This is a genomic window from Streptomyces sp. NPDC005574 (genome assembly GCF_040605435.1).
GTDB lineage: Bacteria > Actinomycetota > Actinomycetes > Streptomycetales > Streptomycetaceae > Streptomyces.
In genome coordinates this window covers 1-16,096 of the sequence record NZ_JBEXCW010000060.1, presented here as the reverse complement: position 1 = coordinate 16,096, position 16,096 = coordinate 1, and the positions used below count along the sequence as shown (strand labels likewise).

The window sequence follows — 16,096 nt, the reverse complement described above, 5'->3', positions numbered from 1 at the left end:
AGGCGCTGGGATGCGGCGGGTTCGCGCCGCCGGCGAAGCCGTGCCGCTGACTGACAACCGCCAAGTGGATGGGCCTGGCGTCCTGCCCTTCCTCGGCGACATCGACCACATACCGGAGGACTGCGCCCGTACTGGCCAACCTGCAACCAGACGGTCAAGGACCTCACCGAGGCGTTCACCGCACAGGACCACGGCATCTACGACAGGACTGAGCGGATCCTCCCCGCCGTTCTGCCCACCATTCGCATGGTGCCTGCCGGCATCGGATGCCGGTCACATCGCAGGTGGCAGCGGAGAGTGCTCGGGGGAGGCTTGCATCACCTGGATCACGAAGCCCGCGAAACGCCTGGAAGCCGCTACCTGACCGGCGGCCGTGGCGGTGCGAATCCCCTGATTCGCCATGAGCATGAGAATCAGATCGTCCGGGACCAGGAAGTCAGCGCGCAGCCGACCGACTTCCTTGGCGCGCTGAGCCAGTTCGGTGACCGCCTTCACCGTGTATTCACGCCCCGCGGTGACCTCCGTCGCTCTCGGGAAGGTCGACATGAAGGCTTCGGTGAAGCCCCGGTCCCGTGCGTGGAGTTCGCAGATCTTCTCGACGACCAGACAGAGTCCGTGCCAGGGATCGGGGTCGGCACTCCCTTGGTCGACGATGGCGCGGCATGCGCGCATCTGGTCTGCGAAGGCTTCGGTGACCAGCGCCTGCTTGGTCGGGAAGCGGCGGTACAAGGTGGCAGGCCCCACCCCCGCTCGCCGCGCGATCTCTCGTATCGACACGTTGAGTCCCTTCGCGGAGAACAGCGCGCGGGCCGCGTCGAGGATGCGCGCGCGGTTGTCCGTCGCGTCGGAGCGCAGGGCGTGAGGCAATCGAGTCGTCACGACTCTCACTTTATGCAAGCGGACGGGGGCGCCCGTTAACGTCGCGGAACGGGAGGCTCCACGCCGGGGGCGGCGCCGGGACCGAGCCCGGCCGTACGGCGTGAAGCCCCTCGCCCGGGTGGTGAGACCGCCTGGCGGCGCATGGCCGCCTGCTGACCGAGAACTTGGAGACCACGTTGAAGGCAGTTTCGATCCGAGAGTTCGGGCGTCCCGAAGGCCTGGCGGTCATCGACCTCCCTGCCCCCGTTCCCGCCGCCGGAGAGGTGCTTGTCGCCATCGAGGCGATAGGCGTCGGCGGTGTCGACACCGCGATCCGAAGCGGGGTCCTGGCAGCCTACGGCTTCAAGGAGGGCCACATCCCCGGCGGTGAGGTGGCAGGCACCGTCAGTGCGGTCGGTGACGGTGTCGACGCGTCGTGGAAGGGACGGCGGGTGTGGGGATTCACCGGCACCGGCGGAGGCTACGTCGAACAAGCCGCCGTGCCGGTCACGGAGATCCTCCCTCTGCCCGGGAACCTCTCCGCCACCGACGCGGTGACGCTCGGCAGTGCCGGTGTGGTGGCCCACTTCGGACTCGGTCACGCCCGTTTCGCACCCGGGGAAACGGTCCTGATACGCGGCGCGGCCGGCAGCATCGGCATCATGGCGGTACAGCTCGCGGCCCGTGGCGGTGCCGCCGCGGTGGCAGTCACCACCTCATCGGCCGATCGCGGCCGGCGGCTGCGCAAGCTCGGCGCCACCCACGTACTTGACCGCTCCGGCGACGGAGGGGACGACGCCCCTGTCGGCTACGACGTCATCATCGACGTGGTGGCCGGCGAGCACCTGCCCTCGTTCTTCGGCCGACTCAACCCGAACGGCCGCATGGTCGTGGTGGGCGCCGTCGCGGGCCAGCCGCCGGCGGACTTCGGGACGAACATGATGGCGATGTTCCAGAGGTCGCTGTCCTTCGCCACCTTCAGCGCGGCCACCGTCACCGCAGCCGACCGGGACACCGCGCGCGCCGAGCACTTCGCCGCAGCAGGCCGCGGCGAGATCGAGGCGGTGGTGCACGAACTGCTGCCGCTGGACCAAGCCGTACTGGCACACCGGAAGATGGACGCGGGCGAGGTCTTCGGCCGCATCGTGCTGAGGCCGTAGCCCCCATCCTCTTCGACCTGGGGGAGGGGGTCGAGGGGCCGGCCGCACTGTGGGTGGCCGTTCAGAGGTGGCCGTCCAGGAACTCCCGTACGTCGGCGATGGTCATGGGCCCGGCGCCGTGCGCCACCACCTCTCCGTCTTTCAGCAGGACGTAGGAGGGGGCTCCGGAGACTCCGTAGCGCTCGGTTGTGGCCGGGCAGCGCGTCATGTCGGTGCGGACCGCGGTCAGACGGCCGGTGTACTCGTCGGCGATGCCACCCACGACGAGGTCCATCGCCCGGCAGGGTTCGACCGCCTTGGGCCATGTTCCGGTGAAGTACGCCAGGACGGGGACTTCGCTCATCTTGAGGATGAAGTCGAACTCCGCGTCTTCACGGGGTTGGTGTACACGCCTTGCCATGGAAGCTCCTGACCTTGCGTTCCGTCAATTCGTCCCCATCTTCCCCTGCGGTGGGCGGGTAGGTTCCGCAAGCGGTGTGTGGCTCCCGTCCGGTGACGGGACACAGGTCGCGGAACTCAAGCGGTACTGTCCGGGTGCGTGAGGTTCGTCCCCGTGCCCGGGTGGAACACGTGGGCCTTGCTCATGTCGACCTGCAGCTCCACGGGTTGGCCTTCGCGGGCCCGGGTTGCGGCGTCGAGGCGGGCCACGATCTGAGGGGTGGTCTCCGCGCCGGTGTCACGCAGGCCGGCGTCCGCGGCGAGTTCCTCGAGTTCGGACGTCGTCGCGGCAGCGCCCTCCGCGGTGAAGTAGACGAAGACGTCGGAGCCCAGCGACTCGAGGACCTCGACGGCGGCCGTGAACCGGGGGCGTCCTCGTTCGTGTGCCAGTGCCGCGTCCTCGAAGGCCTCCGGCCGGAGACCGACGATGACGTCGCGGGGCGCGTTCTGCCGTTGCAGCGCCTGGCGCGTACGGTCGTCGAGGGGCAGAGCGCCCAAGGGCGAGCGCAGGGTGTCGCCCTCGAGTGCGGCCGTCAGGAAGTTCATCGCGGGGGAGCCGATGAAGCCCGCGACGAAGAGGTTGCGCGGGTGGTCGTAGAGCTGAGCGGGCGTGCCGATCTGCTGGACCAGGCCCTGTCGCATCACTACGACCCGGTCGCCGAGCGTCATGGCCTCCGTCTGGTCGTGCGTGACGTACACGGTCGTCGTGCCCAGCCGCCGTTGCAGCCGGGAGATCTGGGTGCGCATCTGCACCCGCAGTTTGGCGTCCAGGTTGGACAGCGGCTCGTCCATCAAGAACGCCTTGGGATCGCGGACGATGGCCCGCCCCATGGCCACCCGCTGGCGCTGGCCGCCCGAGAGGTTGGCCGGCTTCCGGTCCAGGTGTTCGGTCAGGTCGAGCACCCGCGCCGCCTCCTCGACCTTGCTGTCGATGACGGCCTTGTCGACCTTGGCCAGGCGCAGGGGGAAGCCCATGTTCTCCCGGACGCTCATGTGCGGGTACAGGGCGTAGCTCTGGAACACCATGGCGATGTCGCGTTCCTTGGGAGTGAGGTCGTTGACGACCTTGTCGCCGATGAGCAAGGTGCCCTCGGTGATGTCCTCCAGTCCGGCGATCATGTTCAGGGTGGTGGACTTGCCGCATCCGGACGGTCCGACGAGGATCACGAACTCGCCGTCGGCGATGCGGAGGTTGACGTCCTTCACCGCGAGGGCTCCGTCGGGAAAACGCTTGGTGACTCCCTCGAGGACGATCTCGGCCATGGGTGGTGCCTCCTTGCCTTCCAGGCGCGGGGTGAGCGGTTCGGTGGGCTGGGCGCCGGCGGTCGGCCGGGCCGGCGGTGGCCTGTTCAGCCCTTGACCGCTCCGGATGTGAGACCGGCGACGATGCGCCGTTGGAAGAGCAGGACGAAGATGACGATCGGAACGGTGATCACCACGGCTGCCGCGGCGATCGATCCGGTCGGCTGCTGGAACTGCGAGCTACCGGTGAAGAAGGCGATCGCGGCCGGCACGGTGCGTGCCCTCTGCGTGGAGGTCAGCGAGATCGCGAACAGGAAGTCGTTCCAGCAGAAGATGAAGACGAGGATCGCCGTGGTGAACACGCCCGGCGCCGCCAGCGGCACGATGACCAGCCGGAAGGCCTGCGCGGGCGAGGCGCCGTCCATCTTGGCCGCCTTTTCGAGATCCCAGGGAATCTCCCGGAAGAAGGCCGACAGGGTGTAGATCGCCAGCGGCAGGGAGAACGTCATGTACGGGATGATCAGTCCGAGCCAGGTGTCGAAGATGCCGAGGATCCGCTCGATGTTGAACAGCGGTGACACCAGCGAGATCGGCGGGAACATGGCGATCAGCAGCGACATGCCGATGAGTACCTGCTTGCCGGGGAAACGCAGTCGGGCCACCGCGTAGGCGGCCATGGTGCCCAGTACCACCGCGATCGCCGTCGCGATCAGCGCGATGCCGATGGAGTTGATGAGGGCACGGGTGAACTCGGAGGTGTCGAAGATGCCCGAGTAGTTCTGCCAGGTCCACTTCGACGGGATGTAGTTGCCGTCCGTCAGGGTGCTCGGGTCCTTGAACGACAGCGAGGCGATCCACCCCACCGGGAACAGTGCGTACAGCACCACCACCACGTTCAGGACTGCCCAGCGGGAGGCGTGTGCCTTGCCGACGGCTGCCATCAGCGCTTCACCTCCGCGCCGGGCGCCGCGGCGCCGAACAGTTTGATGAAGGCGAAGGCGATGATCCCGACGCAGAGGAAGATGAGCACGGAGATGGCCGACCCGACGCCCAGGTTCAGCGCGGTGAACAGGTTGTGGTAGCCCAGGATCGACAGGGAGCCGGTTCCCTGGGCTCCCGAGGTCATGATGTAGATGTTGTCGAAGATGCGGAAAGCGTCGAGGGTGCGGAACAGCAGCGCCACCAGGATCGCCGGCTTCATCAGGGGCAGTACGATCCTGGTGAAGCGCTGCCAGGCATTCGCCCCGTCCACCATGGACGCCTTCAGGGTCTCCTCGGGGACCAGCGCGAGACCCGCGAGCAGCAGCAGGGCCATGAACGGCGTGGTCTTCCACACCTCGGCGAGGATGATCAGCCACAGCGCCGGCCACTGCTCCGTGAGTGGCGCCTCGCCGTTGGGCAGCAGGCCGGCGAGGTATCCGAGATCCGGCGTCCAGGCGTACTGCCAGGAGAACGCGGCGACGACCGTGACGATGCCGTAGGGGATGAGGACGGACGTGCGGACGGTGCCGCGGCCGAAGATCGTGCGATGCATCACGAGCGCGAGCCCCATGCCGAGGACCAGTTCGATGGCCACGGACACCGTGGTGATGAAGAGGGTCACCCAGAAGGCGTCCCACCAGAACGGGGAGGACAGCACCGCCGCGTAGTTGCTGAAGCCCACGAACTTCGCCTGCGAGGGGAAGCGCAGGTCGTAGCGCTGGAGAGACAGGTAGACGGCGTACCCGATGGGGTACGCGGTGACGGCCACCATGACGATGACGGCCGGCGCGCACAGCAGCCAGCCGAGCCGACGCTCCTGCCGTGCGCCTTCTGACAGGGCCGCCTGGTCCTTCCGCGGCAGCTCTGCCTCGGGGGGCGGCGGGGCCCCGGCCGGTTCCGCCTGCATGCTCATGCCGGGCCGCCTGGGGAGGAGACCCGCGCCTTCGAGCGCCGGCGCCCAGGACATTGCGGGGGGTGGGTCACGGGATCACGCCCTTGGACTGAAGAGCCTGGTCGATCTGGTCTCTGATGGTGTTGACCGAGCTCACCGGGTTGATCGAGGCCGGGGGAGACAGTGTGTGGGAAACCGCGATCGACACGTTCTGGTAAGCCGGGGTGATGGGCCGCACGCTCGCCGACTCCAAAGCCGCCAGTACCTCTTTGGCGAACGGGTAGTTCTTGACGAATGAGGGCTCGTCGTACAGGCCGCGCAGGGTGGGGGGCAGGCCGCCCACGAGTGCGGCCGTGAGCTGGTTCTCCCGGTTGCGCAGGCACAGAGCCGCTTCGAAGGCCGGCCCGGGGTGACGCGCGTACGCGCTCACGGCCAGGTCGATGCCGCCGATGGTGGGCCGCGACGGCCGGCCGGCGTCGGCCCTCGGGTAGGGCGCCCAGCGGAAGTGCTTGAACAGCTTCGGGTTGTTCGCCTTCATCGAGGGATAGACGAACGGGTAGTTGATCTCGAACGCCGCCGTCCCGGACTCCATGGCGAGACGGTTCTGGTCCTCCATCTGGTTCGCCAGAGAGGGGTCCGCAGCGGCGGAACGCGCCAGGGAGCGCATGATCTGGGCGGCTCGCACACCGGGTGGACCGAGGGAGGGTTTGGTGGCGGTCTTGTTGAGGATGGAGCCGCCCGCGCTGTTGATCAGGCTGTTGAACCAGACGGTGAGGCCCTCGTACTGGGCGCCCTGGATCTCGACGAAGTGCGGTTTGCCCTGCCGAGCGAGGTCGACGGCCATGTGCTGCATCTCGGCCCAGGTCTTGGGCGGGGTGGGCACCAGGTCGTCGCGGTACCACAGGAGTTGCGTGTTGGTGTTGTACGGGACGGCGTACAGCTTGTTCTTCCAGGTGGCCGTCTCCAGCGGTACACGCAGGGTGCCTTGCGTCGCTTGCTGCTTGGCCCGCCCCGTCCACTCGCGGATCCAGCGTGCCTCCGCGAACTCCGCTGCCCACGTGACGTCGAGACCCATGATGTCGACCGAGGTGTCCTTGGCCGCGAGCCTGCGCACCAGTTGCTCTCGCTGGCCGTCGGCGGCGCGGGGAAGCCGGTTGTAGGCGACCCTGTACCTGCCGCCGGACGCCCGACTGCACGTGTCGGCGGCCTTCTGCAGCGCGCCGGAGTCGTCGGGGAAGTTGTACCAGTTCAGGGTGATCCGGCCGTTGCTCTCGTTGCCGCCTCCGCCGCAGCCGGCGAGGACCGACGCGAGCAGCGGTAGCACGGCGAGCATCCGCAACCCTCGCGGTCTGCCGAGCCCCGTTCTCCCCGCTGCCGACCGGGACCCGGGAGCCATCCGGAAGCCGGACTTCGCGTGCACTCGCTCCACACCTCGTTTCCGGGCCGACCGTCACGGCACTCACACCGCAGCGGTGCTCTGTCCCGGGGACGCTAAAGGGTGCGGATCGCAACATCAAGGACATTCGCCCCGAAAGCTGCACTTTTGGTGGTGCCGGTTCCTGGCTGGTCCGGGCTGCCTCGTCGGCCCGCTTGCTCATTCCGCGCGGCCGGTGCCACCTCGCAGCGCCTGGTACACGGACCACACCACGGCTACCAGCGGGACGGCGACCACGGCGCCGATGACTCCGGCCGCGACCGCTCCGCCGACGACCGCCAGCGCGACCACCACCGGGTGCAACCGGACGGCCCAGCTCATCACCAGCGGGTGCAGGAGGTGGCCCTCGATCTGTCCGATGACCACGACCAGAGCCACGACCAGCAGGGCGATGAACGGCCCCTTCGAGGCCAGTGCGATGACGGCCGCGATCGCCAGGGCGATCGGCGAGCCGATCAGAGGGACGAAGGCGGCCAGGAACTCCAGCAGCGCCAACGGCACGGCGAGCGGCACCCCGAGGGCGAAGAGGGCGCCGCCCACGAGGATCGCGTTGGTCGCCGCCACGAGCAGGATGCCGTAGGTGTAACCGGTGAAGGTCCGCCACGCGGCCCGCCCCGCGATCGTGACACGCCCCCGTGCCTCACCCGGGAGCTGGTCGCACAGCCACTGCCACTGCCGGTCGCCGGAGTAGGTGAAGAAGACGGTGCAGAACAGGGCGAGGGCGAGCACCGTCAGCACCTCCAGGAGCCGGCTCGCGCCACTGAGTGCCGTACTGATGAGGGTGGAGCGATGGCTCGACAGAAGGTCGCCGAGCCGGGACTGGAGATCGTTGAACGCGGACGGAGGAAGCCGGAAGGGGGGTCCCTCCAGCTGCCTCTCGATCCGGTCGATGCCCGCCACGAACTCCTTCTCCAGCCCACTTCGCTGACCTGCCGCGGCTTTGCCCACCAGGGTCAGTGCGCCGAGGACGAGGATCATGCCGCCGATGAGCGCGACGGCGACCGCCAGCGATCGGGGCATGCGTCGGGCGAGAAGGCCGGCCACGGGGCGGAGCACCGCGGTGAAGACGAGACCCAGGAAGACGGGGACGGCGATTCGGTGGAACTGCCCGAGTACGGAGAAGGCGACGCGGACCACGACGCCGACGGCAATGATCCTCCAGGAGTACGCGGCCGCGGTCCGCAGCGAGCGAGGCACGCGCGGCTCCTCGCCATGTGGGTGTCCGAGCGGCCGGGCGGGCTGATCGGGGGGTGTGGACATCTCATGCCCGTACCACTCTCCGGCCGTCGGACCGCGGCGTTGGCCCGAAGTTCCCCCGAAGGCCGGTAGCGGACGGCCGAGCCGGGCCGGCGCGGCCGGCCCGTCCTGCGGGGAGGCGCGCGGGCTCACCGATTCCGCGGCCTGCGGGTGCGCCTGATGGCTGGTCGGCGACGAATCCCGATATCCGGTACGGAGTGTCGGGATCGACCCGGGCCACCCGTTGCTCTCCGCGGTCACAGCACTGGCCGCGATGGTCGCCTCGACACTCGTGGGATCGGTGTCCGCTGTCGCAGACGGAAACGAGGGACACCACATCCGGGCAGATCACTGGGGCGTGATCACCCGCAGCACGATCGGCTCTCCCGTCGCCGACCTGAGGAACGGCCCGTTCGGCTCGTTCGGCGTGACGGACTCCTCCGCCAGACCGCCCTACGGACGAGGAAGCCTCGGCATCGAGGTGGCGGACGCGTCCACCTCGCTCAGCCCCTCCAGCGAGAAGGTCGACTTCGGCAACGAGGTCGACTTCTTCGGCCGTCCGGTGCAGGGGCTGCGACAGGTCGGCTTCCATGTCTTCCAGACCGGGGAGAACGTCACCTACGGAGGCACCGAGAACATGCCGAACATCAGGTTCGAGATCGATCCGAACCTGAACTCGGCTCCCATCGACAACTACTCGACGATGGTGTGGGTGCCGGCCGCCTCCCCGGTGACGGACCGCTGGAGCCCGTTCCTCGATGCGACCTCGACGGGCTACTGGTATCTCACGGGCAACGAGACCGCCTGCACCCAGGCCGCCAGGTGCACCTTCGAGCAGTTGAAGACCTCACTCGACGACGGCGGCGCGGAAGCGACCATCTACACGGCCGCGGTGGGCAAAGGCCGCGACCACATGTGGATCGGTGCCGTCGACGGCCTCCGCATCAATGAGAACGTCTACGACTTCGAGGTGGGCGGCGTCAGGACACGTCGAGCCGCCTGAGGCGAACGGCCAGGCCCTGACCGGGCGGACTCCGGTCAGGGCCTGGCCATGCTCGCTGGGTGCTGGGTGCTGGGTGCTGGGTGCTGGGTGCCGGGTGTCGGTCGCCGGGCCGGAGTGCCGTCGTCCGAAGACGGCGTCCGGACCGTCAACTCCCGCGCCCTTGGCACCTCGTGCGACAGACGAGCCCCAACTTACGGGTCACGTCCGTGTATCCGCTCTGTGGCGATGATCGTCAGCGTGTCAACCGCCGGATGCTGGTCGGTCGGGAGCCAGAAACAGGGCTTCTCGGTGTCGTCCGTCAAGGAAGGATCTCGACGTACCCGTCGGTTCCGTGTACGCGGATCCGCTGCCCGTCCCGGATCCGCCGGGTGGCCTGCTCCACGCCCACGACGGCCGGCAAGCCGTATTCCCGAGCGATCACCGCGCCATGGGTCATCAGGCCGCCCACCTCCGTCACCAGGCCCGCGACCGCGACGAACAGCGGCGACCAGCTGGGGTCGGTGAAGGTCGTGACCAGGATGTCGCCGGCTTCGAGGTCGGCGTCCGCCATGTCGAGGATGACGCGGGCCCGTCCCTCGACGGTCCCGGCGGAAACCGGCAGGCCGACCAGGGCGTCGGCCGGCACGTCGTCGCGCCGGTAGGCCCCGGTGAGCGCTTCGCCGTCCGAGGTGAGCACCCGGGGCGGTGTGAGCGCACGGTACGACCGATACGCGTCCTCGCGCTGCTGGACGAGCCGGCCATCCACCTGATGCGTGCGCACGACGTCGTGGAGTTCCTGGAACGTGAGGTAGAAGATGTCCTCCCTCTCAGAGAGCACGCTCGCCTGCACGAGGCGCTCGGCCTCCGTCAGCAGGGCCTGCTTGTAGACGAAGTAGCGACTGATGATGTTGTACTTCGGGTACTCCCGGTACCCGATGAAGGTTCGGACCCGGTCGATCATCCGCTGGGTCTCGTCGGCTTTCCGGTCCCCGTCCGGCAGGGCCCGCAAGCGTGACAGGACGTCCTGTTCCTTCTCCCGCGCCTTCAGTCGTCCCTGCTCGAAGCGTCGCTCGGCGGCGCCCGGCTCGAAGTTCCTGACGTTGTCGAGGATCACGGGCACGAGCGTGGTGGGGCGCTCGCGCCAACGCGGCCTCGTGATGTCGATCTCGCCGACGCAGCGCATGCCGTACTGGTCGAGGTAGGCCTCGATGGCCTCGCGCGCCTCGCTCCCGCCCGCGAGCTTCGTCAGCTCGTCCAGGAAGCCCTCGTCCTCGACGCCCTGGAGGAACGACACCACTTCCGGATGGGGGCGGATGACGTCCGCGACGTCGAGGAGCGCCAGTCCCATCTCGGAGGTGACGTTGTCGGGGGCGGACAGTGTGAGGGTGTCAGCCGCGTTCTTCTCGCCCAGCCACTCCTGCAGCTTGTCGTTGAGCCACCACGTGGCCTCCATCCCCGCCATGATCACCTGAATGCTCAGCGGGTCACTGAGGACCCTCTTGTGCTCCTCGAAGGCCTCCAGCAGGAAGTCGAACAGCGCCGGGCCGCTCTTCGTCCGGATGTCGCGCTCCAGGGCGGCGAGGGACGCCTGGCTTCGCTCGATCAGTTCCGTGACGGTCGCCGGATCGGTCGCGATCGGGTCGGACGCAGCGCGGGCCGACGGCCCGCCGGGGCTCGTGTCCGGAGGTGACGGCACGAAATCCTCGTTGTCGAGGACCGTCTCCAGGGCGTCCCTGACCAGCGGGTCGCCTTTCCCCATGAGGTCCAGGAGACCGGCGCGACTCGCGGACGAGGCCAGGCGCGGGGTGACGTCGACGAAGAGTCTCCCGCCTGCCTCGTGCATCGCCACCATGGCTGTCAGCTTCCACATCGAAAGCCCGAGGGGCCTCATGGGGTCGGTCATCATCTGCTGATGGCCGACGGAGACGTAGACGTGATTCTCCTGGTCGCCGGCCTGGGGGATGGGGAACAGCGTCGTGATCGGCCGGCTCTGGACGATCTGGAAGGCGTCGTCGACCAGGCACCATTCGATGTCCTGCGGGGAGCCGAAGTGCGCTTCGATCCGCCGCCCGATGTCGACGAGCCGCACGACCTGCGCATCCGTCAGCGCCGGTTGCTCCTGCCGCTGAAGGTCGATCGCCACTTCCTGAGTACCGCCGGCCGGCAGGGCGTGAACGGCACGCTGTTTGGCGGCGATCGCCTTCGCGACGATCTCGCCGTCCCGCACCTTGAAGACGTCCGGGTTCACCAGGCCGGAGACCAGTGCCTCGCCGAGACCGAAGCCGGCGTCCACGGTGGCGACCTTCCGGTTGCCCGTGACGGGGTCGGCGGTGAACAGGATGCCGGCCGCATCCGGGAAGACCATCCGCTGCACGACCACGGCCATGTGGACCGTGCGGTGGTCGATGCCGTTGCGTTGGCGGTAGGTCACCGCCCGCTCGGTGAACAGCGAGGCCCAGCACCGGCTGACGTGCTCAAGGATCGCCGTCGGCCCCATGACGTTCAGGTACGTGTCCTGCTGGCCGGCGAACGAAGCCGTCGGCAGGTCCTCTGCCGTCGCGCTGGACCGGACGGCGTAGGCGGCCTGCTCGCCGAACCGGGCGAGTGCGCGGGTGATCGCCCCCGCGAGATCGTCCGGGATGGCGATCTCTTCGACGGTCCGGCGGATCTGTGCACTGAGCGTGCGGACGGCTTCCCGGTCGTCCGGGTTCACACGGGACAGCTGATCGAGCCCATCCTCGATCGATGGTGCCTGCGCCACGACTTGTCGGTAGGCGTCCGTGGTCACGCAGAAACCGGCCGGCACCACGATGCCGTCGATCCGCGACAGCCGGCCCAGGTGCGCGCCCTTGCCGCCGACGACCGCGATCTGCTTCTCGTCGACATCCTGAAGACCCCGCACATACGGCTCGTTCATCGCGACACCTCCGAGGCGGCCGCGCTCACCCGCACTGCACCGGCCGATCGGATCACCGACACCTTCCACACCGTCAAACCCCGTGTGGAGCACATCCTCACAGTCGGTTGCCCACCCATCGGCGAGCCGGCCGGGCCCACCGCCCGGTCGGGCGACGCGCACCCTCCCGCGTCCCTCCCGAGCACGGACAACCGCACGACCGGTCCCTCCATTGGTTCGACGTCACCGCGTCCCTGGTACGTCGACAACAACACACGCACGTCGTGCCCTCATTTCCGCAGGTTGTGGCATCGGCGGACGATTCTGCGCTGTCACCCCGGTCTTGCGGCAAGCCCCCCGGCGCGCTATAAGTTGAAAAGGGCAAGGAGAGGTCTCTCCTTGCCCATCGCTATGTGCAGTCCGAGCAGGCCGAGGGAACCACGAGTTTCCGGCTACCGCTGTCGGCGAAACGCTGCATCGCGTCCCGCGTGGCCTGGCGACGGGTGCCGGTAGAGCAGCCGTCGCGTCATCTCGGGCGCCACAGACCGCAGTTGCCGCCAGGCGAGGTCGGCTGCACCGTGCGGGTTAGGCTGCCTGTATGACTGAGGCACGGGACCCGGTGAAGCCGTCCGGTGTGTGGGCGACGGCTGTGCGCGTGGCGCGGGTGAGAGCCCTGGAGACGGCGCGGGAGGAGCCACTGTTCCGTGATCCGCTGGCGCTCGCGTTCGCCAACGCCGGTGGAGTCGGCCCGGGTTCGCCGCCGCCCGAGCGCAGCACTGAGGCCGATCGGCGGCGCTGGCTCGGGGTGGCCTCCTCGATCATCATCAGGACGAAGTTCCTGGACGACCTGCTGGACCGGGCCACCGAGGCCGGTATACGGCAGGTCGTTCTGCTCGGCGCCGGAATGGACAGCAGGGCCTTCCGGATGGGCTGGCCCGCGGGCACCAGGCTGTTCGAGGTCGACACCGCCGAGCCGCTGGGCTTCAAGGCCGCGGTGCTGCGCCAGGAGGGCGCTGTACCCGGCTGTGAGCGGACCACCGTAGCGGTGGACCTCCGCGAGGACTGGCCGGGCGCGCTGACCGCCGCCGGGCACGACCCGGCGTTGCCGACCGTGTGGATCGCCGAGGGACTGCTGATCTATTTGCCCGAGGACGCGGTGGAACTGCTCCTCGACCGGGTCGGCGGGCTGTCCGCGACAGGCAGCAGGATGGGCCTGACCCTGGGTTCGCGCGGTGTGCTCGCACGCTTCGCCGATGACGCCGCACCGGGATCGGTGGCTTCCATGTGGGTCTCGGAGATGCCCGAGGACCCGGTGGGCTGGCTCTCCGGCCTCGGCTGGGACGCGGAAGCCTTCACCCTGCGTGACCGCGCCGCCGCCTACGGCCGCCCGTTCACCACCCCGCCGCAGCGGGACGAGGGGCCGGGCGGGCTGATCTCGGCGGTGCGCCGCCAGGTTGTCCATCGCAGCTGTTGAAGGTCTCTATCGGCGAATCCTATTTTCTGTTCAATGGGATCTGGGAAGACAAACAGCTCGACTCATAACAGGTGGATGCACGGTCGACCTAAATTAAGAAATGCTGTCCCTAACGACCCCTACCGGTGAACGTCACTCATTTGCCGCGCATCGGGGGGAGGTGGAGAGGCGTTAGCGGGATATGAAGAATGCAAGGTCCCATGGCTTGCCTCACCGCAGCACGGGCAGCGGAAAAATGCCTGCGGTCCATGATGCGAAGGTGAGGAAATACACTTACATGCCTGGGCTGGGGCACTCCGCTCTCGAGTCGATGGATCCCTCCTGCGGAGGAGGCTCTCTGGTTGAACTCCCAGGTGTCCAGCCCTTGCTCCGGGAGTTCCTCGCTCTGCTGGAGACGGCTCAAGAAGAGCTCAATCAGCGGTGGAACGCTCAAGAAAGTCCGAGACGTCACGCGGACCATGCGTGACGGGGGCGGTTTTCCATGAATCGCGACTACGCGGATCTCTCCTTTTCGCGCCGTGAATGGCAGTCCGAGCCACACATGTACGAGACGGGTGCTGACTGGCGGGGCGAACCTGTCCATTCCGTTCACTCAGGGGTACCATTGGCGCCCCCCGAATCGGGCTGGGACCCGGTCGAGGAACTTGCCTATTACTTGCAGGAGGCGGTTCCGGCGGAGCAGGTGGCCGTGGTGCCGCCGCCACGCAGCGAGCCGGCCTCCAACGTCGGCTTCACGGAACCAGTGGACAACCTGGCCCAGGTGACCGCTCAGCTTCCTCCGATCCGGCGATCTTCGGCTGGGCACCGGAAGATGCGAGCCCGGAAACTCCGACGCGCATGGCTGCAGACCGGCAGCTTCGTGATCGTCGCCGTCGTGGCCGTCATCGTGGCGATGGTCAGCGTATTCGGCGGCATGGTGGCCTATGAGCCTCTGCAGAAGATCTCAGCTGGTTCGAAGAGCGGCATGATTCCTCAGTGGCCATTGCTCGTGTATGGACCGTGGATGGTGGCGTCGCTTTCCATCCTGCGGACTGCTTTGCATCGGCGCCGAGCGTTGCACTCGTGGTTCATTGTTCTGCTGTTCTCCATCGTTGCCATCGTGCTGTGCGTAGCGCAGGCCGATCGGACCTTGACCGGCGTGGCCGGGGCAGCGCTACCGGCCATCGCGTCCCTGGCATGCTTTCAGCAACTGGTCAGACAAGTCACACTGACGCTGCCGCCGAGGCAGGCGCCCCGGCACCGTCAGTAGCGCCACACCGATACACCTATTCTCTGAACGATGGGCCTGCCGGCTCCAGGTGAGCACCGCCCAGGCGGTCGCCTCGATGCGCCCATGTCTCCAAAGCCTCCCCGGTCTCCGGATCAGCCAGCGCGGCCCGCACGCATCGGAGGTAGATCTCGGTCTTGTCGCCCCCGCTCAGGAAGTCTTCTCCCCTCGCCCACCAGAGCTCCAGCCAGGCCTGTAATCGCCGCATCCGCCGGCCTCCCCCTGAGTGCAGAATCTGCGGATGCTAACTCCCAGACCGGCCTGTTGGAGAGCGTTCGCTCGAAGGTGGCTCGGTTTGTGCGCACTGCGCAACGGGGCGTGTGTCGTGAGCATTCAGTGCCGCGGTTGGCCGAGGTTGACCATCTGTCACACGCCGTCCTCTGCGTGGGTTCCTCCCATGGCGGCGCTGACCTAGTAATGTTCGGCACCATGAGCATCCCTAGCCCCCGCGGGGAGCGAGAGAAGCTAATTACAGCTCTCACTCCTCAGCTGCGCAGACACTTGAAGATCCGTGCCTTTGAGCACGGAATGGACATCCAGGACGCGGCTGAACATGCCATCAAAACCTGGTACACAGCGGATGAGTTTCCTGACGTAGACACCGCCGGCGCCAAGACGTGGGGGACCTTCCTCCCGGTCGGCGAGCCGGACGCGTTCAAGTCCGCGTGCAATGAGCGGGGCGTGACCTACGTCCAGGGCTTGGCCCAGGCATTGACGCTCTGGTTGGAGGCCCACCCTTCCCCCACGTCCCCGCTCACGGAACAGCCGGTCATCCGCGTCATAGTGGCCAATCAGAAGGGTGGAGTGGGCAAGACGTTCATCTCCAGCGGGGTCGCCCAGGCGCTCGCGGAGGCCGGCCATCGGGTTCTCATCATCGACTATGACCCGCAGGGCCACCTTACGGCGGAGCTCGGCTTCGAGGACCTCATGTACGAGGACGACGTCGAGACACTGCTGATGCACATGGACGGGACCGCTAAGGGCGATATCCGCGACCTCTTGGTCGCCATGGACCAGGAACGCTTCGGTGAGCGCCTGCACCTGCTGCCCGCCAGCGATGACGCGTTCCTGCGGGATGTTGCGCTGTCGAAGGTGTCGTTCAGCGAGGCCGCCCTGGAGCGGGCGCTGGAGCCTCTGGAGGGTGGCGTCCGATCCGCGGTGTAAAAGACGACGAGCGTAGGTTTCGTACTGAACCGTCCAAAGTTCGTACGAAGGAGTCCCACGCTCGTGTCTTC

At 67.8% G+C, this 16,096-nt stretch carries 13 protein-coding genes; 5 read left to right on the top strand and 8 right to left on the bottom strand.

The annotated features are described in order from the left end of the window. Positions 1–273: 273 nt before the first annotated feature. Entirely contained in the window at positions 274–879 is a 606-nt protein-coding gene (locus ABZT03_RS29695; protein ID WP_356044907.1) for a helix-turn-helix domain-containing protein, read from the bottom strand. 176 nt (positions 880–1,055) lie between these two features. On the opposite strand from ABZT03_RS29695, the gene ABZT03_RS29690 reads away from it, so the two are divergent. Beyond that, positions 1,056–2,018 carry a zinc-binding dehydrogenase gene (locus ABZT03_RS29690; protein WP_356044905.1) on the top strand — a complete coding sequence of 321 codons (963 nt, stop codon included), beginning with the start codon at positions 1,056–1,058 and terminating at the stop codon, positions 2,016–2,018. Positions 2,019–2,079: 61 nt separating this feature from the next. On the opposite strand, the gene ABZT03_RS29685 is transcribed toward ABZT03_RS29690, so the two are convergent. The 6 genes from ABZT03_RS29685 to ABZT03_RS29660 all read right to left on the bottom strand — a co-directional run bounded on the left by ABZT03_RS29685 (position 2,080) and on the right by ABZT03_RS29660 (position 8,266). Further along, positions 2,080–2,418, bottom strand: a complete 339-nt coding sequence (locus ABZT03_RS29685) for a thioredoxin domain-containing protein (RefSeq protein ID WP_356044903.1) — start codon at positions 2,416–2,418, stop codon at positions 2,080–2,082. A gap of 116 nt (positions 2,419–2,534) precedes the next feature. After that, positions 2,535–3,719 carry a sn-glycerol-3-phosphate ABC transporter ATP-binding protein UgpC gene (gene ugpC / locus ABZT03_RS29680; protein ID WP_356044901.1) on the bottom strand — a complete coding sequence of 395 codons (1,185 nt, stop codon included), beginning with the start codon at positions 3,717–3,719 and terminating at the stop codon, positions 2,535–2,537. An 86-nt stretch (positions 3,720–3,805) separates the two neighbouring features. Next, positions 3,806–4,639, bottom strand: coding sequence for a carbohydrate ABC transporter permease (locus ABZT03_RS29675; RefSeq protein WP_356044899.1), 834 nt, complete (start codon positions 4,637–4,639; stop codon positions 3,806–3,808). Further along, positions 4,639–5,592, bottom strand: coding sequence for a sugar ABC transporter permease (locus tag ABZT03_RS29670; protein ID WP_356044896.1), 954 nt, complete (start codon positions 5,590–5,592; stop codon positions 4,639–4,641). The genes ABZT03_RS29675 and ABZT03_RS29670 overlap by 1 nt, the downstream gene beginning before the upstream one ends. Positions 5,593–5,659: 67 nt before the next feature. Beyond that, entirely contained in the window at positions 5,660–6,904 is a 1,245-nt protein-coding gene (locus tag ABZT03_RS29665; protein WP_356044893.1) for an ABC transporter substrate-binding protein, read from the bottom strand. A 261-nt stretch (positions 6,905–7,165) separates the two neighbouring features. Then, entirely contained in the window at positions 7,166–8,266 is a 1,101-nt protein-coding gene (locus ABZT03_RS29660; protein WP_356044890.1) for an AI-2E family transporter, read from the bottom strand. Between the two features lie 334 nt (positions 8,267–8,600). Between ABZT03_RS29660 and ABZT03_RS29655 the strand changes: the two genes are divergently transcribed. Next, complete coding sequence (locus ABZT03_RS29655) at positions 8,601–9,245, top strand: hypothetical protein (RefSeq protein WP_356044887.1); 645 nt, start codon at positions 8,601–8,603, stop codon at positions 9,243–9,245. 298 nt (positions 9,246–9,543) lie between these two features. Here ABZT03_RS29655 and rph read toward each other — a convergent pair whose 3' ends face one another. Next, positions 9,544–12,141: a rifamycin-inactivating phosphotransferase gene (rph, locus tag ABZT03_RS29650; RefSeq protein WP_356044885.1), complete on the bottom strand. Its 2,598-nt coding sequence runs from the start codon at positions 12,139–12,141 to the stop codon at positions 9,544–9,546. 577 nt (positions 12,142–12,718) lie between these two features. Here rph and ABZT03_RS29645 point away from each other — a divergent pair. The 3 genes from ABZT03_RS29645 to ABZT03_RS29635 all read left to right on the top strand — a co-directional run bounded on the left by ABZT03_RS29645 (position 12,719) and on the right by ABZT03_RS29635 (position 16,025). Beyond that, positions 12,719–13,594, top strand: a complete 876-nt coding sequence (locus ABZT03_RS29645; protein WP_356044884.1) for a class I SAM-dependent methyltransferase — start codon at positions 12,719–12,721, stop codon at positions 13,592–13,594. 481 nt (positions 13,595–14,075) lie between these two features. Then, positions 14,076–14,843 (top strand): DUF2637 domain-containing protein, encoded by a 768-nt coding sequence (locus ABZT03_RS29640; protein ID WP_356044881.1) that lies wholly within the window; start codon positions 14,076–14,078, stop codon positions 14,841–14,843. Between the two features lie 546 nt (positions 14,844–15,389). Continuing rightward, complete coding sequence (locus ABZT03_RS29635) at positions 15,390–16,025, top strand: AAA family ATPase (protein WP_356044878.1); 636 nt, start codon at positions 15,390–15,392, stop codon at positions 16,023–16,025. Positions 16,026–16,096: the final 71 nt, after the last annotated feature.